The sequence below is a fragment of the Erythrobacter donghaensis genome, assembly GCF_002155425.1.
Taxonomy (GTDB): domain Bacteria; phylum Pseudomonadota; class Alphaproteobacteria; order Sphingomonadales; family Sphingomonadaceae; genus Erythrobacter; species Erythrobacter donghaensis.
This window is the reverse complement of sequence record NZ_MUYG01000008.1, coordinates 267,501-286,935: the sequence shown is the minus strand read 5'-3', so window position 1 is coordinate 286,935 and position 19,435 is coordinate 267,501. Positions and strand designations below refer to the sequence as shown.

Genomic DNA, 19,435 nt, shown 5'->3' with positions numbered 1-19,435 from the left:
GGTTCCTTGCGAAGCTAGCGGGTGCGCCAATAGGCGGTGAGGAGGTCGCTGCCAAGCTGGCGGCGCTCGGCCAGCTGCCAGCGGCCATGGGATTCGGCCAATCCGGCGAGGCCTAGCGGACCGAGCGCGCGCAGGCCCTCACCGATCAGGATCGGGGCGGTGTAGATGTGGAGCGCGTCCACCAGATCGGCGGCAAGGAAGGCGGCAGCGGTGGCCGCGCCGCCTTCGACATAGAGGTATTGCACCCCCTCCAGATCGGCGATGGCTTCGGGCGCGGGGAGGGCGGTGACGCCTTGGGCGGGATCATTGCCACGGGACAGCACCACCCGGCGGGGCGAGCGCGCTTCCAGTCCCGGCAGGCGCACGTCGAGCCGGGGCGCATCCTTGCGCCATGTCCCGCCGCCGACCAGAATCGCGTCGTGCCGCGCACGGTGAGCATGGACATGGGCGCGCGCCGCGTCGCCCGTGATCCACTGGCTGGTGCCGTCGGCGAGCGCGATGCAGCCATCGAGCGACATCGCCAGCTTGAGCGTCACCCATGGGCGTCGCTGCCGCTGGCGGGTGAGGAAGCCTGCAAGGCTGGCTGCCGATGCTGGATCGTCGAGCAGTGTCACCGCGATCCCCGCCGCCTCCAGCCGCGCGATCCCCTTGCCCGCGGTGCGCGGGTCGGGGTCGCGCTGGCCCACCACCACTCGCGCCGGACGCGCGGCGGCAATCAGGTCAGCACAGGCGGGGCCGCGCGGCGAGGTGTGGGCACAGGGTTCGAGCGTGACGTAGAGCGTGGCCTTAGTCAGTTGCTCGGGTGAGAGGCCTTCCAGCGCCTGCGCCTCGGCATGGGGCCGCCCGCCGGCCTGCGTCCAGCCGCGCGCGATCACACGGCCATCACGCACCACCAGCGCCGCGACACCGGGATTGGGGCGGCTCGTGGGACGCGCGCGCGCCGCGAGGCGCGCGGCGGCGGCGATCCAGTCGTGATCGGAAGGCGGCAGAGCGGCGGCTATTGGGCGGTGCCTTCGCCCGGACGATTAGCGGCAGCAACCTCGGCCCCTTTGGCTTTAGTTTCGCGTTCGGCTGCGGCCTTGCGTTCGGCCTCGGCCTTGGCTTCGATCGCCTCGACATCCATGCCGCTCGCCGCGCCCAACGCCTTGTACAAATCGCGCTTGCGCTCGGCGATGCGGGCTTCCTCGGCCTTGCGCAGCTCGTTGATTTCCTGATTGGCGCGGTTTTCCGCGGCGATCTCGGCGTCGGTGCGGGTCGGGTCGAGCGTGGTGATGTACTCGATCTTCGGCCGTTCGGGCTCGGCATAGACGGTGGTGCCCGTCGCCCCCCAATAGAGCGCGAGCGCGACCGGCAGGATCGACAGGCCCAGAATCGGCCAGCGATAGGGTTGGGGCCGCCGGATCTCGTTCCAGAAATCGGCAATGCCGCCAACGGGGTTGAAGCGGGAGGGGAGGATGCGCATGACTGCATTATAGGGTGCGCGGAGGCCGTTGGCAAAGGGTGCGCCTTATCCCGCGCCGCGCCGTGTGGGAGACACGTGTGACAATGTCCAAGGACAGAACTCCGGTCCGGACCAACCCCTCTGCCGCCGTTGTCATGAAGCCGAGGTTGAAGAGGCGGGGTGCAACCATCGCCGCCATGCCTGCACAATTCGGAGCGCCTAGCAACCCGCTCTAACCGAAGCTCGCGTAGAGCCCGCGCCCATGCTCCTTCAGCCACAGGTCGGCCGCCGAAATCTCGCCTTCGAAGATGCGCGCCAGCAGGCAGTGGAAGGCGGGCGAATGGTCGAAATGGACGAGATGCGCGACCTCATGCGCGACCACCGAGCGGCGGACGAAATCGGGGGCCTGCACCAGCCGCCAGTTGATGCGGATGCGGCTCTTGTCCGAGCACGATCCCCAGCGGCGCTGCGCACGGGTCAGCCCGATCGGTACGGGATCGAGCCCGGCGACGGCGCAATAGTCACGCATGTCGGCTTCGGCCAGCGCCAGCGCCTCGGCCTCGAGCCAGCGCTTGAGCCGCGCTTCCAGCCCGGTCTCCGGCCCGCCGATCCGCAGGGTGTCATTGGCGACCGCCGGGCGGCGCGGGTGCTGCGCGGCCCATTCCAGCCGCAGCGCCTGCCCCCGGTAGCGCACCTCGCCCCCGGGTGCTGGCGCGGCGCGCGGCGGCAGCTTGGCGAGCTGCTGCGCCAGCCAGCCCGTGCGTGAATGGGCAAAGGCGATCGCCTCGCGGCCCTCGGCCCAGGCGGGCATGGTGATGCGCACTTCCGACCCATCGGGCGCGAGCCGCAGCGTCAGCCGCCGCGCCGAGCGCAGCCGCTTGAGCACGATCGGCACGCGCGTGCCGCCCAGCTCGATCTCGGGATCAAGCGCCTGCCGCGCCGAGGCTCCGCGCAGCCAGTCGATCATGATCCGGCCTCTTCGGCATCGATTTGCCAGTCCCTGCGAGGCGCGGGCCATTCGGTGATGTGATGCTCCATCGGCCCGGCATCGACCTCGCTCACCACCCGCCCGACGATCGAGACGCCCGCACGCCGCACCGCATCGCGGTCCCCCGAGAGGAGGTAATGCCAGCCGGGCAAGGGCCGCCCGTCGGCGCGCAGGCGATAGGCGCAGGTTGGCGGGAGCCAGCTGACCTGCTCGACGATCCGTAAGGTCAGCCGCAGGCAATCGGGGACGAAGGCCTTGCGGTTGCGGTAGTCGGAGCATTGCGCGGTGCGGGTGTCGAGCAAGCGGCAGGCGATGTTGGTGTCGACCACCTCGCCGGTGTCCTCGTCCTCCAGCTTGTGCAGGCAGCAGCGCCCGCAGCCATCGCACAGCGCCTCCCATTCGGGCCGGGTCAGCTCGCCCAGCGGCAGCTCCCAGAAGCGGTCTCTCAATTCACCCATCGGTCCAGTTCCGCCGCGACCGCTTCGGCGCCCTTGTCGGTCGGCAGGGTGGCGATCGGCGCGCCATCAGGGCCGAACAGGTAGGTGACGGTGGTGTGGTCGACGAGATAGCCCCCGCCTTCGACCGGCTCGCCCTTGCTGTAGCCCACCGCAAAGGCCTTGGCGGTGGCGGCGATCTGTTCGGGCGTGCCGGTGAGGCCGATGATGTCGGGAGAGAAGGCTGCGGCAAATTCGCCCACCACCGCAGGCGTGTCGCGCTCGGGATCGACGGTGATGAAGATCGGCACGATCCTGCCCGCCTTGGCCGGGTCGCTTTCCTTCAGCTGCTTGAGGCCTTGCGCGACGCGCTGCATGTCGGTCGGGCAGATGTCGGGGCAGAAGGCGTAGCCGAAATAGACGATCCGGTATTTGCCTGCAAAATCGCTCCACTTCACCGTCTCGCCGGCGCTGTTCGTCAGCGCGAAGTCGCCGCCGATCGCGGCGCCTGCCAGCGGTGGCTCGGGCGCAGGCGGCGCGCTGTCGCAGCCGACAAGCGCCAGCGCGCAGGCGGCGGCGAAGGCGAAAGCGACGGTGCGGGCGGCGGAAGGGTTGTTGTTGCGGTTCATGCTCTGCTAACTGGTGGCTTGCGAAAGGCGCTGCGGCTAAGCCTCGCGCGCCGTCCCACACGGCTGACGTGTGACAGGTAATGCGAAAGGATCAAACCTTGCCTCATGGTGTTTTGCGCAAATTAGGGGCTATCGCCGCGATTGCCAGCATGTTCGCGCTCACCGCTCCGGTGGCCGCGCAGTTCCAGTCGGAAGGCTACAAGTTTCTCGAAGCGGTCAAGGACCGTGACGGCAACGAGGCGACCGAGATGCTCGATCAGCCGGGCAGCCAGCTGATCAACACCCGCGACATCACCAGCGGCGACACCGGCCTGCATCTGGTGGTCCAGCGCGGCGATCTGTTGTGGGTGCGGTTTCTCCTGCAACGCGGGGCCGATCCGAACATCCGCAACAAGAAGGGCATGACCCCGCTTCAGCTGGCGACCGCGCGCGGCTTTACCGATGGGGTCGAGGAGCTGATCAAGAAGGGCGCGCAGATTAATGTCTCCGACCAGACGGGCGAAACCCCGCTGATCGCCGCCGTGCACGCGCGCGACGTGGCGATGGTGCGGCTGCTGCTCGCCAAGGGCGCCGATCCCGACCGCAACGACAATTCCGGCCGCTCGGCGCGCGACTATATGGAGCTTCAGAACGGCAATGCGCTGATGAAGCAGGAATTCGCCAACGCCGATGCAAAACGCAGCGAGGCGGGAACCAAGAAAGACTATGGGCCTTCCTTCTGACATGACCGATTTTGCTGATCTGACGCTCGACGAACTGCGCGTCGCCCTCGCCCCTGATATTGCCGCCTCGGCGATTTTCGATGGGTGGAACGAGACCGCTCTGGTGGCCGCCGCCGAAATGGCGGGGGCCGACGTCGATATCGCGCGGCTCGCCTTTCCGGGGGCGAAGCCGATGGACATGATCGCGGCATGGATCGCCAGCGTCGATCAGGCGATGGCGGAGGAATGGCCCGCCGAAAAGCTCGCCACGCTGAAGATCCGCGAACGGATCCGCACGCTGGTCGCCTCCAGGCTGGAGGCGGTCGCGCATATCGACGAAGCCGTGCGCCGCGCGCTTGCGGTGATGGCGCAGCCGCAGAACGCGGCCCGCGCGCTGAAGCTCGGCTGGCAATCGGCGGATATCATGTGGCGGCTCGCGGGCGACACGGCGACCGATTACAACCACTACACCAAGCGCGCGATCCTCGCCGGAATCTACTCGGCGACACTGGCCGTGTTCGTCAATGACGACAGCGAGGGCAAGGCCGATACCTACGCCTTCCTCGACCGGCGGATCGACGGGGTGATGCGGTTCGAGAAGGTCAAGGCGCAGTTCCTGAACAAGGACCGCGAATTGCCGAGCCTGACGCGGTTCCTCGGACGGCTGCGCTATCCGGCGCGGTAAGCCGGGGATTACCAGTCCTGCGCGGATGCGCCGCGCCCCAAGCTTGCCTATTGCCTGACTCGGATTCGCGGCGCATCTTGGCGGCCGCGGGATCAAGATATTGACGGGAAGGGTATTTGATGGCGGGTTCGCTCAACAAGGTCATGCTGATCGGCAATCTGGGGGCCGATCCGGAAATCCGCACCTTCGGCAATGGCGGCAAGGTCGCCAATCTGCGCATCGCGACTTCCGAACAGTGGAAGGACCGCCAGACCGGCGAGCGCAAGGAAAAGACCGAGTGGCACACCGTCGCGATCTTTTCCGAAGGGCTGGTCGGCGTGGTCGAACGCTACCTCAAGAAGGGCAGTAAGGTCTTCGTCGAAGGCAAGCTCCAGACCCGCAAATGGCAGGACCAGAACGGGCAGGATCGCTACTCGACCGAGATCGTGATCCAGGGCCTCGGTGGCACGCTCACCATGCTTGACGGCGCCGGTGGCGGCGGCGGGATGGGTGGCGGTTCGGGCGGCGGTCGTTCGGGTGGGGGCGGCGGTAGCAGCTGGGATCAGGGCGGCGGTTCCTCGGGCGGCGGCGGCGGCGGCGGTGGCGGCAGCGGCTTCGGCGGCGGGCCCTCGGGCGGCAGCGGTGGCTACGACGATCTGGACGACGACATCCCGTTCTGATCGGCACCGGCAACACGGCAATTCCAAAAGCCCCGCAAGCGATTGCGGGGCTTTTTCGTGGGCGCGATGTAAAAAGGTTTTGACATTCGCGGAGAAATGTAAAAGCATCTGAACATTCTGAAGCCGCCCAAGGAGCCGCGATCATGTCTCACCGGATGAAATATTGGATGCTCTGCGCGCTCTCCTTCGGCGTGGCGGCGCTGGCGGGGGTGGTGATCGGCCTCATCGTTCCGGCAGCGCGGGCGAGCGACAATCCGGTCTGGGTGTTCCCGCTGCTGGTCGGGGTGTGTGGCCTCGTCATGGCGGCAGGCTGGCTGTGGTGGCGCAAGACCGACGATCTGCAGCAGCAGGGCCAGCTCATCAGCTGGTATTGGGGCGGCAACTTCGGCGCGCTGGTGATGCTGGTCTATCTCGCCGTGTTCTTCGGCCGCCATAGCGACATCAGCCTCGGCGCGATCTATCTGTTCTTTGCCGAGTTCGCGGGCTTTTTCGTCGTCTGGCTGGTCTGGCGGTTGCGCGGGCGGGGGCAGACGGAGTGAAGAACTGCCTGCGCGACCTGCGCAAGGGGCGGGGGCTCAATCAGGCGGACCTTGCGGACCGGCTGGAAATCTCGCGCCAGACGATCATCGCGATCGAGGCCGACAAGTATGATCCCTCGCTGCCGATGGCCTATCGCATGGCGGCCTTCTTCGACGTTCCGGTGGAGGCGCTGTTCTTCAACCCGTGGAAGGGATGAAGCCTAGTCTCGCTTCAGCCCCGCCAGCAGCGCGGCGAGCGGGCCGTCCTGTTCGCCTTCCTTGACGATCCCCGCCGCGGCCCGCGCGGCGTCGGCGTTCGGCCCTTCGGCATAGGGGTCGATCGCGAGGCCCAGGGTCTGGGCGACCGCTTCGCCCAGGTCGAACATGTCGCCGTCATATTCGATCTCGTCGCAATCATCGGCTTCGAGCTCGATCTCTTCCTCCGGCGTCGCGGGGCGGGCGTCCGCTGCGACGAAGCGCAGGTCGACCGGCTCGTCGATCGCGACGGGAAAATCCTCCGCCGAAATTGCGCAGGGCTGCATGATCGCCGCTGTCAGCCGTCCAGTCGCGCGGATCGCGCGGGGGCGCTGTTCGAGCGCGATTTCGGCGCGTAGGCTCTCGACCGCGCCAAGGCCGAACCGCGCCGCGAGCGCCGCGCGCTCATCGGCGCTCGCCTCGATCACCACCGGCGCGCCGGGGAGCGGGCGGGTCTTGATCCAGCGCGCGAGTTCGGACGGGGGCAGGGCGGCGCTCACCAGATCGCGCTCGCTTTCAGCATTTCCGCGTCGGAGAAGCGCTTCAACCGCTCGAAAAGCGCCATCACGCGGCGCGCCACGGCGGCGGCGCTGGCGGCTTCGTCCGCGCCTTCGGCAAAGGTAACGTTGCGCCCGATCGCGGCGGTCAGCTTGTCCATGTCCCCGGCGTTGAGCGCGCTGCGATAGGCCCCGAGGCGCCCGCCCAGCACGCTCATCAGCTTGCCGATGCGCTTGCCCACAACCACGTCGTTCACGCCGAATTCGCGCAATTGCCCGTCCATGTCCTCGACGAACAATTCCGCCAGCAGCGCGCTTTCGGCGCGCAGGTCGGACGCTTCGATGCGCACCATCACCGCGCTCAGCACGGCGGTGATCATGTCGAACCGCCCGGCGATCGAATCCGCCACCCCGCACTGGGTGAAATAGTCGGGATCGCGGGCCAGCTCGATCACGCGGTGCCACAGCGGCCGCACGCCTTCGCGCGGGTCAGGGGCAGTGCCGAGCAGGCGGGAGAGGAACGACATCGGATGCACAGCCTTTCACGCGGGAGGGTTCGATGATGCGCGGGGCCGCGCTACCCCTTGCTGACAACGCCCATCGCTGACTACGCCAACGCACGAGCGGCGGATGCGTTCAACTGCGGTTCAACGCAATGCCGCCACCGCTTTCCCATATGGTGCGTTGCCAGCAGGCGACTAGACCCTTAAAGGCCTTCCCCCAAGGGACAAGTGCGCGCGGGTGCGCGAATGCAGGACGGGATTGAGACGGTTTGGCGCAGATGACACAAGCAGGCGCGATCAGGACGAACGGGCGCAAGGCTGGACTTGCGCTGATGCTGGCGGGCGCGGCGGCGCTGCTGCCCGGCTGCACGGCGATCCGGGAGTCGCGCGGCTATATCGACGATCCGCTGCTGACGTCGACCATCCAGCCCGGAATCGACAACCAGCGCTCGGTCGAAGGCACGCTGGGCCGCCCGACCTTTACGAGCCAATTCGGCACGCCGACGTGGTATTATGTCTCGAGCATCACCGGCCAGCGCCCCTTCAGCCGCCCGCGTATTCGCGAGCATGGCGTGCTGGCGGTGCAGTTCGATGCGGCAGGCAAGGTGACCGAAGTGCGGCGCAGCGGCGTGGACAAGGTGGTCTATCTCGACCCCAATGGCAACAAGACCCCGACGCTGGGCCGCGAGCGCGGCTTCCTCGAAGACCTGTTCGGCAATATCGGCCAGGTCGGTGGCGGTGGCTTGCCGGGCGGCGGTGCGGGCGGGCCGTAGGCGCGGCTTGATCCTGCCCGCTTGATCCTGACAGCCTGCGCGCCATATTGCGCGGCATGACACACGATCCCTCGGCCCACGGCCTCGTGCAATGGCACGGCACCACCATCATCGGCGTCCGGCGCGGCGGCACGACCGTCATCGCGGGGGACGGGCAGGTGTCGATGGGCAACACCGTGATGAAGCCCAATGCGCGCAAAGTGCGCCGGATCGGCGACGGCAGCGTCATCGCCGGCTTCGCAGGAGCGACGGCGGATGCCTTTACCCTGTTCGAGCGGCTGGAAAAGAAGCTTGAGCAATATTCCGGCCAGCTGATGCGGGCCTCTGTCGAGCTCGCCAAGGACTGGCGCACCGACAAGTATCTGCGAAATCTCGAAGCGCTGATGATCGTCGCCGACCATGACACGCTGCTGGTGCTGACCGGCAATGGCGACGTGCTTGAACCCATCGGTGAGATCGCCGCGATCGGATCGGGCGGCAATTTCGCGCTCGCCGCCGCCCGCGCGCTCGCCGATTACGAGAGCGACGCGGAGACCATCGCGAGAAAGGCGATGGCGGTCGCGGCGGAGATCTGCGTCTTCACCAACGGCAACCTGACAGTCGAGACCGTCTAGCGGCCGGCCTTACACCTTCTTGGAACAGCGCGCGGCGACGGTCTTGCGCTCCTCGCCTTCGTACCAGACCAACTGGTCTTCGACGAGATCGACCGGATCGTCGTAGCTGTCCTGGCTGCGGAAATTGGCCTTCACCTCGGGCGGCACCTCGGCATCGGGCAGGGTCTTGCCGTCGACCGCCAGCGATTCGAAGCTTTCGGTCATGGTGTGGCCCAGCGTCGTCCCGTCATAGGTCCAGGTGCCATCGAGCTTGCCGCGCAATTCGAGCGCCTGCGGGCCGGATGTGTCGTTGACCGCCATGCCGCCCTTCACCGAGCCGTCCTTGCCGTAGATCATGGTCAGCACCACCGAGACCTTTTCGGGCTGATCGGCCGGAATGCATTCCCAGGTGCCCACGATCTTGTCTTCAAACGAAGGGCCGCAGCCCGTCAGCGCCAGACCCAGCGCGCCTGCGAAAATCATACGCATTTCAACCCCCTTCCGATGTCGTCGGCAGCCAGCCTATGCCCAAGCCCGAGCGCTCACAAGCGCAAAACCGCACAGTCCCCGGGTGCTTGAACCGCGCGCCATGGGGGACCACATGGAACGAAGACGCAATTCAGAAAGACCCCATGCCGATCGAACATCCCGAAGCGCCCGGATCGCGCGCGCTGACCCCCAAGGCGATTGTCGCCGCTCTTGACGAACACATCATCGGTCAGGCCGATGCCAAGCGCGCCGTCGCCGTCGCGCTTCGCAATCGCTGGCGCCGCCAACGCCTCGGCGCGGATTTGCGTGACGAGGTGACGCCGAAAAACATCCTGATGATCGGCCCCACGGGCTGCGGAAAGACCGAGATCAGCCGGCGGCTGGCGAAGCTCGCCGAGGCTCCCTTCATCAAGGTCGAGGCGACCAAGTTCACCGAAGTGGGCTATGTCGGCCGCGATGTCGAACAGATCGCCCGCGATCTGGTCGAGGAAGCGATCCGGCTCGAGAAAGAGCGCCGCCGTGAAGCCGTACGCGAGGCCGCCAGCACCGCCGCCATGGAGCGGCTGCTCAACGCGCTGGTGGGCGACAACGCCTCCGAGGCGACCCGCGAAAGCTTCCGCCAGCGGATTGTCCAGAACGCGATGAACGATGTCGAGGTCGAGATCGAGGTGCGTGACACCCCCGCAGCGCCCTTCGACATGGGCAATATGGGCGGCCAGATGGGGATGATCGACCTCTCCGACATGATGGGCAAGGCGCTGGGCCGGAAGAATACCCGCCGCCAAAAACTGCGCGTGCCCGATGCGTGGGACCGGCTGGTCGACGAAGAGGCCGATAAGCGCCTCGATCAGGACGATGTCGCCCGCGCGGCGCTTGCCAATGCCGAAACCAACGGGATCGTCTTCCTCGACGAGATCGACAAGATCGCGGTCAGCGACGTGCGCGGCGGGAGCGTCAGCCGCGAAGGCGTGCAGCGCGACCTGCTGCCGCTGATCGAGGGCACGACGGTCGCAACCAAATATGGCCCGATGAAGACCGACCACGTGCTGTTCATCGCCTCGGGCGCGTTCCATGTCGCCAAGCCTTCGGACATGCTGCCCGAGCTTCAGGGCCGCCTGCCGATCCGGGTCGAGTTGCGCGCGCTGACCGAGGCGGATTTCGTGCGGATCCTCAACGAAACGCGTGCCAATCTGGTGACGCAATACAAGGCGCTGCTGGGCACCGAGCAGGTGACGCTCGATTTCGCCGAGGATGCCGTCCCCGAAATCGCCCGCATCGCTGCGCAGGTGAATGCGAGCGTCGAGAACATCGGCGCACGGCGCTTGCAGACGGTGATGGAGCGGCTGCTTGAAGAGATCAGCTTCGAGGCCGAAGATCATGTCGGCGAGACGATCACCATCGATGCGGCTTACGTTCGCGGCCGGCTCGAAGGGCTCGCGGGCAACACCGACCTTTCCAAGTACATCCTGTGAGCGGGAGCGGCCCGGTCGGCGATCTTGCCGGGATGCTGGCGGGCATGGCCCCGCAGCTGCACCCGGAGCCTTGGCGGTTCGATCTGCTCGACGAGGCCAAGCCGACGCCGGAGCTGATGAAGGCCTTCGCGCTGATCCGCGAGGATGAAGGCGTCACCGCGATCATGCCGCAGGCGCGCGAGGGCACGGCGGGCGACCTCGCGCGGATCACGCTGATGGTGCATTCCGCGCTCGACGGCGTGGGGCTGACGGCGGCGGTCTCCGGCACGCTCGCCAGCGCGGGGATCGCCTGCAATGTCGTGGCAGGCTTCCACCACGATCATATCTTCGTGCCATGGGAACGGCGCGAGGAGGCGCTGGAACGGCTCCAGCGCCTCTCGCAAGCAGGCTGACTATTCGCCCAGCAGGTGCTTTTCCCAGAACACGAGCTGCGCGAGGAAGGCGTAGTCGGAATTGGCCTTCTTGGCGAAGCCGTGGCCTTCGTCGGCGGCCACAAGGTGCCACGCCTCCCCGCCATTCGCGCGGATTGCGGCGACCATCTGGTCGGCTTCCGACTTCGGCACGCGCGGGTCGTTGGCACCGGTGATGACGAACATCGGCTTTTCGATCTCGCCGACGCGGGTCAGCGGGCTGATCTCGGTCAGCTTGGCGCGCTGTTCGGGGATGCGCTCGTCGCCATATTCCACCCGGCGCAGGTCCTGACGGTAAGGATTGGTGTTCTCGAGGAAGCTGACGAAGTTGCTGATCGCGACGGTGCACTGCGTGGCGGTGAGCTTGGCCTTCAACTGCACGGCGGCGGCATAGCACATGTAGCCGCCATAGGAGCCGCCCGTCAGACCCACCTTGTCGGCGTCCACTGCCGGATCGGCGCGCACCGCGTCGATCAGCGCCTCCATGTCGCGCACCGAATCCTCGCGCTTGAAGGGGCCGTTGTCGAGGCTGACGAAGGTCTTGCCGAACCCCGTCGAGCCGCGCACGTTGGGGTAGAACACCCCGATGCCGAGCTCGTTGAGGTAGTAGTTGTTGCGCCCCATGAAGCCCGCGGTCGATTGCCCTTCCGGCCCGCCATGGACGCTGACGATCAGCGGGCGGGGCCCGGTGAACTTCGCCGGATCGGGCAGGTAGAGCAGGCCCGACACCTCCAGCCCGTCAAAGCTCTTGGTGGTGACGATGCGCGGTTCGACATTGACCTCGGTGTCGAGCCCGCCGGTCTCGCTGCGGGTCCAGCGGGTCAGCTGCATCGTCTTGGGGTCCAATGACCAGACATCGGCCGCGCTCTTGGCGCTCGAAAAGCTGAAGCCGATCTCGCCCCATGGCGCGATTTCGATACCACCGATCTGGCCTGCGGGGAGCGCATCGACCTTCGTGACCGTGCCGCTCGCGACATCGAGGATGCGCATCCGGTCGGAGCCCGCCTCGTTGACCTCGTAAACGATGGTCGTGCCGTCATCGGAGATGTCGAACCCGTCGACATCCCATTGTTCGGTGGTGACGGGGGTGAACTTGCCCGTTGCCGGGTCGAGCGTGCCGAGGCGCTGGAAGTCCGAGCCCTGATCGCTCGTCACCCACAAGGTGCCGTCGGGTGCGATTTCCATGCCGCCATAGGCGATCTCGGCCTTGGGATCGCCGATCGCGGTCATCTTGCCGCTGGCGAGATCGAGGCGGTAGAGGTCGACATCCTGCACCGAGTTGTAATCGGCAACATAGGCGCTCGCCTTGTCGGGCGAGAAGGCGGTGATCGCCCAGCCGCCGCCCGCGCTCTGGTGCACCATCCGCGCAGTCGCGGGGTCGCGCGGGTCCATCACGTAGAGGTCGGAATCCACCCCGTTGCGGCGGGTCGAGCTGAAACCGACCAGCGCGCCGTCCGCGCTCCACGCGCCCGGCTGGTTGCGGCTCTTCCCGTCGGTCAGCAGCGTGAGGCGGCCGTCCTTGAGGCTGTGGAGCTGGAAATATTCGTCCCCGCCGCGATCCTTGGTGACGAGGATGATGTCACCTTTTTCCGGCGCGTAGGAGCCGCGCACCGGCTCGGCCTCGAAGCTGATCTGGGTGCGCGCGCCCATCGGCATCTCGACCCGGTGAAGCTGACTGACGTTGGCGAAGCGGGTGGCAATCAGCACCGCGCGGCTTTTGGGATCCCACCCGGCAAAGCCTGCGCCGCGCGCTTCGAGATAGGGCCGGGCACGCTCGGCCATGTCGAGCGGGATCGGCGGCATTGCCTCGGCGGTGAGCGCAGCAGGGATCGGCACGGCGGGGGTCTCGGCAGGGGCAGTTGCATCCTGCGCGGCCAGCGGCGCGGCGGCGGTGGCAAGCAGGGCGGCAAGCAGACGAAGGTGACTCATCGTTCGGGGCTCTCTCTCCATGGCCCCCCGCGCGGCGGCGGGGGCGATGCCACGAGAGGTAACGAGCGCCCGGCGGCGGGGCAATGGCCTCCTATTCGGCGGCCTCGGCCGGGGCCGTATCATCCTCGCGCCGCTCGTTCGCCTGCCGCGCCCACATTTCGGCATAGAGCCCGCCCGCGCGCAGCAAGCCGGCATGATCGCCGCTTTCCACCAGCCGGCCGTGGTCGAGCACGAGGATGTTGTCCGCATCGGCAATCGTCGACAGGCGGTGCGCGATAGCGATGGTGGTGCGGCCCTGCGCGATGCGCTTCAGCGTGCCGAGAATCTCCTGCTCGGTGCGGGTGTCGAGCGCACTGGTCGCTTCGTCCAGCAGCAGGATCGGCGGGTTCTTGACCAGCGTGCGGGCAATCGCGACGCGCTGCTTCTCCCCGCCCGACAGCTTCAGCCCGCGCTCGCCCACCATGGTGGCGTAGCGATCCGGCAAGCGTTCGATCAGCGGGGTGAGCGCGGCATCGCGCGCCGCCTGTTCGACCCGCGCCAGATCCGCGTCTTCGGCGCCATAGGCGATGTTGTAGGCAAGGCTCTCGTTGAACAGCACGGTGTCCTGCGGAACGATCCCGATCGCGGCGCGCACCGAATCCTGCGTGACGGTGGCGATATCCTCGCCCCCCACCAGCACGCGGCCTTGCAGCGGATCGTAGAAGCGGAACAGCAGCCGCCCGATCGTGCTCTTGCCCGCGCCTGAAGGGCCGACGATCGCGGTCGTCGAACCGGCGGGCACCTCGAAGCTCAGGCCGTTGAGGATCGTGCGCCCAGGATCGTAACCGAAGGTGACATTGTCGAACACGACGGTCGGCCGATTGACGATCAGCGCGGGTGCGCCGGGCTTGTCCTTCACCTCGATATCGGTGTCGATCAGGCGGAACATCTCGGCCATGTCGATCAGCCCCTGGCGGATCGTGCGATAGACCCAGCCGAGCACGTCCAATGGGCGGAACAGCTGGATCAGGTAGGTGTTGACCAGCACTAGATCGCCCACGGTCAGGCTGCCGGTGCTCCACCCCCACACGGTATAGGCCATCGCGCCCGCGACCAGCGCGTTGGTGATGACTGATTGCGCCATGTTGAGCAGGCCGACCGAATTCTCCGACCGGATCGCCGCTTCGGCATAGGCGCGCGCGGCCTGCGAATAGCGTTCTTCCTCGCGCTTTTCGGCGCCGAAATATTTCACCGTCTCGTAATTCAGCAGCGAATCGACCGCCCGGTGCAGCGCCTTGCCGTCGAGATCGTTCATCTCGCGCCGCAGCTTGGTGCGCCATTCGGTGATCGCGCGCGTCACCCATACATAGGCGACAACCGTCACTGCAGTCGCCAGCACCAGGTCGATGCCGAAATTGATGTAGAAGATCACGCCTACCGCGATTAGCTCGATGATGGTGGGCGCGATGTTGAACAGCAGGAAATAGAGCATCTGGTCGATGCTCTTGGTCCCGCGTTCGATGATCTTGGTGACCTCGCCGGTGCGCCGCGCGAGGTGGAACCTGAGGCTCAGGCGGTGCAGACGGTGGAACACGTCTTCGGCCAGATGCAGCGAGGCGACCTGCCCGACCCGCTCGAAGGCGATATTGCGCAGGTTGTCGAAGGCGACCGAGGTGAAGCGCCCCAGCGCATAGGCAGCCACCAGCGCGAGCGCGACCGTCAGCCCCTCGCTTGCCGTGCCGGACATGGCATCGACCGCCCCCTTGTAGGCAAAGGGCAGGGCGAGGGTGACGGCCTTGGCCGCCAGCACCAGCGTCATCGCGATCACGATGCGGCGGCGCAGCGGCGTATTATCCTTGGGCCACAGGTAGGGAAGGAAGCGCTTCAGCGTCGGCCAGCTCTCCACGTCGCGCGCGCGAGTCTTCTTATGCGGGTTGGCAGGATCGGCGGCGGGGGCGGTTTCGGGGGGCATGGCCCCTGATGTGGGCGCGCAGGCCCATCACCGCAACCCATGAGCGCTGGGGACGCCGGGTCAGAACCGCGGGCGGTAGCTCCCGCCGCGCTTCGCCTCGCGCATGGCACGCGCGATATCGGCGGGCACGTCGAACATGATGCGCTTGCGGCTGAAATCGATCGCCACCCGGTCGAATAGCGCCAGATGCTGCATCCCGAGGCTGAGCACCGGCTGATCGGTCAGGCCAAGCGCGGCAAAGGCCGGAGTGTCGGCAAAGGTCAGCGGCACATTGGTGAGCGAGAGTCCCTCGATATCGAGCGAACGCACGAAGGCGAGCTGGCCGACGATATCGACACCGTTGACGTCGGTGGTGATCACCTGCTCGGCACGCTTGGATCGGATCCTTTCGCGCAGCGCCATATTGCCGAGGCTCGATTGCGCGCCGGTATCGATGATGACGGTGGCACGCACCCCTTCGACCATGGCGTTGGTGATCAGCAGCTGCCCTAGCCGCCCTTGCGCCCGCACCACGATTTCGAACCCGCCGCGCTTGAGCTTTTCCGTCGCGTCCTCGACTGCGATGGTCTGCTTGCGGAAGTCGATCAGCACGCGGAAGTCCTGCAGCGCGTCGAGCCCGATGATCCCGTCCGCGCCGACATGCTCGCGCTCCAGCACCGGGGCGAGGAAGTCGGTAAAGCTGCTCGAACCGAAGTCGATCCGCCCGACACTGGCAAGCTCCACCTCTCGGCGGCTGGCCATGCCCACCAGCGTGGCGCGGCCCGCCGCGGGTAGGGGCACGCGCGCGCGCAGATCATGGGTGATCGCCGTGGCCTGACTGCCGGTGTCGATCATGAAGGCAAAGGGGCCGACCCCTTCGACCATCACGGGCAGCGTCATGCGGCTGTAGCGCTCATGCTCGATCGCGAGCACCTCGGCGGCGGGATCGACCAGTCCGGTGGCCGATGGCGCAGCAGGAAGCGGAGCGGGGGTTTCGGCTGCGGCGATCCCCGGCAGGGCAAGGGCACAGGCCGCCAGCATAAGAGGTGGTTTCATATAAAGGCACTCTCCCGCGTGTGTTGGCGCCATCCTACCACTGCCGCGCGATAGTCCCAACAACGGCTCGAATCGTGGTGGCCGAGCGGCACAGGGTGATTCACGGCAGGATCGCGGTCCGAAGCGGGTCTGAGCGGGCAAAACGGGGGTCTAAGACGCGATTCACCCCCCGATTCACCCCGATTTACGGGTCTGATTCGTGCCTCTGCCCCGGTGCGAAGGGGTGGACGGCCCGCAAAAATAGGGAAAAAATGGCGGAATTCTGCGGTTCTTGCGCGGCTCTGAAATAAAATTGCAAAAAGCCGTTGACCGAATCACGAACCCCTCATAGATGGGCTCCACCGACGCGGCGCTGACGGCTTCCACCGCCACCGCAACAACGCTTCGGTCGCCAACAAATTCGGATAGCCGGTCCCCCGGTGTAAATCGGGGAACCAAGCGCTGTCCGCTATTACTGTCTGGCGGCTCTTTGACATCGTTGGTTTTTGATGAAGGGACATGTGGGCGACGGCGCCCGGTCCGGGGACCTCAAGGCTCCGGTAACCGGTTAATTCAAGCCGATGCCACATCCGATCGCAGGCTCCACGCCTGCCCGGATGGTAAGCATGTTCATTCGTATCCATTACGTTTGACAGTGCAGGTATTGGCTCCTTGCAGCTCATGCCAGACTGGAGGGTGGGGTTATACCCATGCTGGTTTGGTGTGTGACACAACTTGAGAGTTTGATCCTGGCTCAGAACGAACGCTGGCGGCATGCCTAACACATGCAAGTCGAACGAGACCTTCGGGTCTAGTGGCGCACGGGTGCGTAACGCGTGGGAACCTGCCTTTAGGTTCGGAATAACTCAGAGAAATTTGAGCTAATACCGGATAATGTCTTCGGACCAAAGATTTATCGCCTTTAGATGGGCCCGCGTTGGATTAGCTAGTTGGTGGGGTAAAGGCCTACCAAGGCGACGATCCATAGCTGGTCTGAGAGGATGATCAGCCACACTGGGACTGAGACACGGCCCAGACTCCTACGGGAGGCAGCAGTGGGGAATATTGGACAATGGGCGAAAGCCTGATCCAGCAATGCCGCGTGAGTGATGAAGGCCTTAGGGTTGTAAAGCTCTTTTACCCGAGATGATAATGACAGTATCGGGAGAATAAGCTCCGGCTAACTCCGTGCCAGCAGCCGCGGTAATACGGAGGGAGCTAGCGTTGTTCGGAATTACTGGGCGTAAAGCGCACGTAGGCGGCTTTTTAAGTCAGGGGTGAAATCCCGGGGCTCAACCCCGGAACTGCCCTTGAAACTGGGAAGCTAGAATCTTGGAGAGGCGAGTGGAATTCCGAGTGTAGAGGTGAAATTCGTAGATATTCGGAAGAACACCAGTGGCGAAGGCGACTCGCTGGACAAGTATTGACGCTGAGGTGCGAAAGCGTGGGGAGCAAACAGGATTAGATACCCTGGTAGTCCACGCCGTAAACGATGATAACTAGCTGTCCGGGCTCATAGAGCTTGGGTGGCGCAGCTAACGCATTAAGTTATCCGCCTGGGGAGTACGGTCGCAAGATTAAAACTCAAAGGAATTGACGGGGGCCTGCACAAGCGGTGGAGCATGTGGTTTAATTCGAAGCAACGCGCAGAACCTTACCAGCCTTTGACATCCTAGGACGACTTCTGGAGACAGATTTCTTCCCTTCGGGGACCTAGTGACAGGTGCTGCATGGCTGTCGTCAGCTCGTGTCGTGAGATGTTGGGTTAAGTCCCGCAACGAGCGCAACCCTCGTCCTTAGTTGCCATCATTAAGTTGGGCACTTTAAGGAAACTGCCGGTGATAAGCCGGAGGAAGGTGGGGATGACGTCAAGTCCTCATGGCCCTTACAGGCTGGGCTACACACGTGCTACAATGGCATCTACAGTGGGCAGCTATTCCGCAAGGATGCGCTAATCTCCAAAAGATGTCTCAGTTCGGATTGTCCTCTGCAACTCGAGGGCATGAAGGCGGAATCGCTAGTAATCGCGGATCAGCATGCCGCGGTGAATACGTTCCCAGGCCTTGTACACACCGCCCGTCACACCATGGGAGTTGGATTCACCCGAAGGCAGTGCGCTAACCGTAAGGAGGCAGCTGACCACGGTGGGTTCAGCGACTGGGGTGAAGTCGTAACAAGGTAGCCGTAGGGGAACCTGCGGCTGGATCACCTCCTTTCTAAGGATACTTGCGAAAGCGCCGGGGCTAGCCTCCGGAAGTGCTTCGCGGTCTTCCAAAGAACATTGCCGTCGTCCTCATGTCCTTTCATCAATCGGAATACAGCACGCCACTGGTGTGCTGTGTGCCTGAGCCGGCTCACGCCCACGCGGCAGCCTGTTCCTTCGGGAATGGCGGCCGGATGCGGTGGTGTGGGCCTGTAGCTCAGTTGGTTAGAGCGCACCCCTGATAAGGGTGAGGTCAGAGGTTCGAATCCTCTCAGGCCCACCATGCCTTATAAGGGGCCTTAGCTCAGCTGGGAGAGCACCTGCTTTGCAAGCAGGGGGTCATCGGTTCGATCCCGATAGGCTCCACCAGGCACATCAAATTTCCGATAGATGAAACGAAACCAGATCCTGCTTCGGCAGGGCAGGCGATCGTGCTGATTAGTCAGCGTCGCCGATCTTTGACATTGTGAATGGGTTTTTAAATCGATGCCGTGGCGCATGGATTGTAACGCGCAAGCTCTCGGGCTTGTGGCGCACGATCGTGCATCACAAATCAATCAAATTGATTATCTGGCTGAGATAATTCTCCCACTATCTTCAAGCGTCAGGCTTTTATGCAGGCCTGTCGTTGATAGTGTGGATTCTCAAGCGTGAGGTAAGAGCATTTGGTGGATGCCTTGGCATGTACAGGCGATGAAGGACGTGGCACGCTGCGATAAGCGTCGGGGAGTTGTGAGCAAACTTTGATCCGGCGATTTCCGAATGGGGAAACCCACCTTCACCATTTCTTCCAGTTGGCTTTAGGGCCAGCCGGGCGAGGTGGATAAGGTATCACCGAGCTGAATAAAATAGGCTTGGTGAAGCGAACCCGGGGAACTGAAACATCTCAGTACCCGGAGGAAAAGACATCAACAGAGATTCCCGTAGTAGTGGCGAGCGAACCGGGACCAGGCCAGTGCCTTCATTTCAACTAGCAGAACATTCTGGAAAGTTTGGCCATAGCGGGTGACAGCCCCGTATGCGAAAGTGATGATGAAGGACTAGAGTAGGGCGGGACACGTGAAATCCTGTCTGAACATGGGGGGACCACCCTCCAAGCCTAAATACTCGTACATGACCGATAGCGAACACAGTACCGTGAGGGAAAGGTGAAAAGCACCCCGATTAGGGGAGTGAAACAGTACCTGAAACCGGATGCTTACAAGCAGTTGGAGCCCCATAGGGGGTGACAGCGTACCTCTTGCATAATGGGTCAGTGACTTAATCTAGCATGCGAGCTTAAGCCGTTAGG

General features: G+C 64.8%; 20 protein-coding genes, 2 tRNA genes and 2 rRNA genes (1 of these 24 running past the window's edge). 13 read left to right on the top strand and 11 right to left on the bottom strand.

The annotated features are described in order from the left end of the window. Positions 1 to 14: 14 nt before the first annotated feature. The 5 genes from ribD to BZF59_RS05795 all read right to left on the bottom strand — a co-directional run bounded on the left by ribD (position 15) and on the right by BZF59_RS05795 (position 3,492). On the bottom strand, positions 15 to 965 hold the full coding sequence (gene ribD, locus BZF59_RS05815) for a bifunctional diaminohydroxyphosphoribosylaminopyrimidine deaminase/5-amino-6-(5-phosphoribosylamino)uracil reductase RibD (protein ID WP_211277360.1): 951 nt from the start codon (positions 963 to 965) through the stop codon (positions 15 to 17). Positions 966 to 997: 32 nt separating this feature from the next. Beyond that, positions 998 to 1,462: a hypothetical protein gene (locus BZF59_RS05810; RefSeq protein WP_086607291.1), complete on the bottom strand. Its 465-nt coding sequence runs from the start codon at positions 1,460 to 1,462 to the stop codon at positions 998 to 1,000. Positions 1,463 to 1,673: 211 nt separating this feature from the next. After that, positions 1,674 to 2,408: a M48 family metallopeptidase gene (locus tag BZF59_RS05805; protein ID WP_086607290.1), complete on the bottom strand. Its 735-nt coding sequence runs from the start codon at positions 2,406 to 2,408 to the stop codon at positions 1,674 to 1,676. Next, a complete protein-coding gene (locus tag BZF59_RS05800; protein ID WP_086607397.1) occupies positions 2,405 to 2,887 on the bottom strand; it encodes a YcgN family cysteine cluster protein in 483 nt (160 codons plus the stop codon). The genes BZF59_RS05805 and BZF59_RS05800 overlap by 4 nt, the downstream gene beginning before the upstream one ends. After that, complete coding sequence (locus BZF59_RS05795; RefSeq protein ID WP_086607289.1) at positions 2,875 to 3,492, bottom strand: SCO family protein; 618 nt, start codon at positions 3,490 to 3,492, stop codon at positions 2,875 to 2,877. The genes BZF59_RS05800 and BZF59_RS05795 overlap by 13 nt, the downstream gene beginning before the upstream one ends. Positions 3,493 to 3,641: 149 nt before the next feature. On the opposite strand from BZF59_RS05795, the gene BZF59_RS05790 reads away from it, so the two are divergent. The 5 genes from BZF59_RS05790 to BZF59_RS05770 all read left to right on the top strand — a co-directional run bounded on the left by BZF59_RS05790 (position 3,642) and on the right by BZF59_RS05770 (position 6,273). Next, positions 3,642 to 4,214, top strand: coding sequence for an ankyrin repeat domain-containing protein (locus BZF59_RS05790; RefSeq protein WP_245806044.1), 573 nt, complete (start codon positions 3,642 to 3,644; stop codon positions 4,212 to 4,214). A gap of 1 nt (position 4,215) precedes the next feature. Then, entirely contained in the window at positions 4,216 to 4,878 is a 663-nt protein-coding gene (locus tag BZF59_RS05785; RefSeq protein ID WP_086607287.1) for a COQ9 family protein, read from the top strand. Positions 4,879 to 4,997: 119 nt separating this feature from the next. Next, positions 4,998 to 5,537: a single-stranded DNA-binding protein gene (gene ssb, locus BZF59_RS05780; protein ID WP_086607286.1), complete on the top strand. Its 540-nt coding sequence runs from the start codon at positions 4,998 to 5,000 to the stop codon at positions 5,535 to 5,537. Between the two features lie 143 nt (positions 5,538 to 5,680). After that, a complete protein-coding gene (locus BZF59_RS05775) occupies positions 5,681 to 6,076 on the top strand; it encodes a hypothetical protein (protein ID WP_143738106.1) in 396 nt (131 codons plus the stop codon). Continuing rightward, positions 6,073 to 6,273, top strand: coding sequence for a helix-turn-helix transcriptional regulator (locus tag BZF59_RS05770; protein ID WP_086607284.1), 201 nt, complete (start codon positions 6,073 to 6,075; stop codon positions 6,271 to 6,273). Before BZF59_RS05775 ends, BZF59_RS05770 begins: the two co-directional genes overlap by 4 nt. A gap of 3 nt (positions 6,274 to 6,276) precedes the next feature. Here BZF59_RS05770 and BZF59_RS05765 read toward each other — a convergent pair whose 3' ends face one another. Then, positions 6,277 to 6,810 (bottom strand): YceD family protein, encoded by a 534-nt coding sequence (locus BZF59_RS05765; RefSeq protein ID WP_086607283.1) that lies wholly within the window; start codon positions 6,808 to 6,810, stop codon positions 6,277 to 6,279. Then, entirely contained in the window at positions 6,807 to 7,334 is a 528-nt protein-coding gene (locus tag BZF59_RS05760) for a ubiquinol-cytochrome C chaperone family protein (protein ID WP_086607282.1), read from the bottom strand. The genes BZF59_RS05765 and BZF59_RS05760 overlap by 4 nt, the downstream gene beginning before the upstream one ends. A 254-nt stretch (positions 7,335 to 7,588) precedes the next feature. Here BZF59_RS05760 and BZF59_RS05755 point away from each other — a divergent pair, with 254 nt between their 5' ends. Beyond that, positions 7,589 to 8,083 carry an outer membrane protein assembly factor BamE gene (locus BZF59_RS05755; protein WP_086607281.1) on the top strand — a complete coding sequence of 165 codons (495 nt, stop codon included), beginning with the start codon at positions 7,589 to 7,591 and terminating at the stop codon, positions 8,081 to 8,083. A 56-nt stretch (positions 8,084 to 8,139) separates the two neighbouring features. Continuing rightward, positions 8,140 to 8,697, top strand: coding sequence for an ATP-dependent protease subunit HslV (gene hslV, locus BZF59_RS05750; protein WP_086607280.1), 558 nt, complete (start codon positions 8,140 to 8,142; stop codon positions 8,695 to 8,697). A gap of 9 nt (positions 8,698 to 8,706) precedes the next feature. Here hslV and BZF59_RS05745 read toward each other — a convergent pair whose 3' ends face one another. After that, positions 8,707 to 9,165, bottom strand: coding sequence for a hypothetical protein (locus tag BZF59_RS05745; protein WP_143738105.1), 459 nt, complete (start codon positions 9,163 to 9,165; stop codon positions 8,707 to 8,709). 143 nt (positions 9,166 to 9,308) lie between these two features. On the opposite strand from BZF59_RS05745, the gene hslU reads away from it, so the two are divergent. Together hslU and BZF59_RS05735 are read left to right on the top strand one after the other, a co-directional pair. Then, the gene (hslU, locus tag BZF59_RS05740; RefSeq protein WP_086607278.1) at positions 9,309 to 10,637 is read left to right on the top strand and encodes an ATP-dependent protease ATPase subunit HslU; all 1,329 of its coding nucleotides are present in this window, start codon (positions 9,309 to 9,311) and stop codon (positions 10,635 to 10,637) included. After that, positions 10,634 to 11,029 carry an ACT domain-containing protein gene (locus tag BZF59_RS05735; RefSeq protein ID WP_211277357.1) on the top strand — a complete coding sequence of 132 codons (396 nt, stop codon included), beginning with the start codon at positions 10,634 to 10,636 and terminating at the stop codon, positions 11,027 to 11,029. Before hslU ends, BZF59_RS05735 begins: the two co-directional genes overlap by 4 nt. Here the strand turns inward: BZF59_RS05735 and BZF59_RS05730 are convergent, their stop codons facing one another. The 3 genes from BZF59_RS05730 to BZF59_RS05720 form a co-directional block, all read right to left on the bottom strand. Beyond that, positions 11,030 to 12,976, bottom strand: coding sequence for a S9 family peptidase (locus tag BZF59_RS05730; RefSeq protein WP_086607277.1), 1,947 nt, complete (start codon positions 12,974 to 12,976; stop codon positions 11,030 to 11,032). Between the two features lie 91 nt (positions 12,977 to 13,067). Further along, on the bottom strand, positions 13,068 to 14,927 hold the full coding sequence (locus tag BZF59_RS05725) for an ABCB family ABC transporter ATP-binding protein/permease (protein WP_086607276.1): 1,860 nt from the start codon (positions 14,925 to 14,927) through the stop codon (positions 13,068 to 13,070). A 60-nt stretch (positions 14,928 to 14,987) separates the two neighbouring features. Beyond that, positions 14,988 to 15,962 (bottom strand): retroviral-like aspartic protease family protein, encoded by a 975-nt coding sequence (locus tag BZF59_RS05720; RefSeq protein ID WP_086607275.1) that lies wholly within the window; start codon positions 15,960 to 15,962, stop codon positions 14,988 to 14,990. Positions 15,963 to 16,672: 710 nt separating this feature from the next. On the opposite strand from BZF59_RS05720, the gene BZF59_RS05715 reads away from it, so the two are divergent. The 4 genes from BZF59_RS05715 to BZF59_RS05700 form a co-directional block, all read left to right on the top strand. Beyond that, a 16S ribosomal RNA gene (locus BZF59_RS05715) occupies positions 16,673 to 18,157 on the top strand. A gap of 193 nt (positions 18,158 to 18,350) precedes the next feature. Next, positions 18,351 to 18,427 (top strand) — tRNA-Ile (locus BZF59_RS05710). 10 nt (positions 18,428 to 18,437) lie between these two features. Next, a tRNA-Ala gene (locus tag BZF59_RS05705) sits at positions 18,438 to 18,513 on the top strand. A 276-nt stretch (positions 18,514 to 18,789) separates the two neighbouring features. After that, positions 18,790 to 19,435: ribosomal RNA gene (locus BZF59_RS05700) — 23S ribosomal RNA — on the top strand; it runs 2,145 nt beyond the window's last position. Together the 16S and 23S rRNA genes with 2 tRNA genes alongside form the textbook arrangement of a ribosomal RNA operon.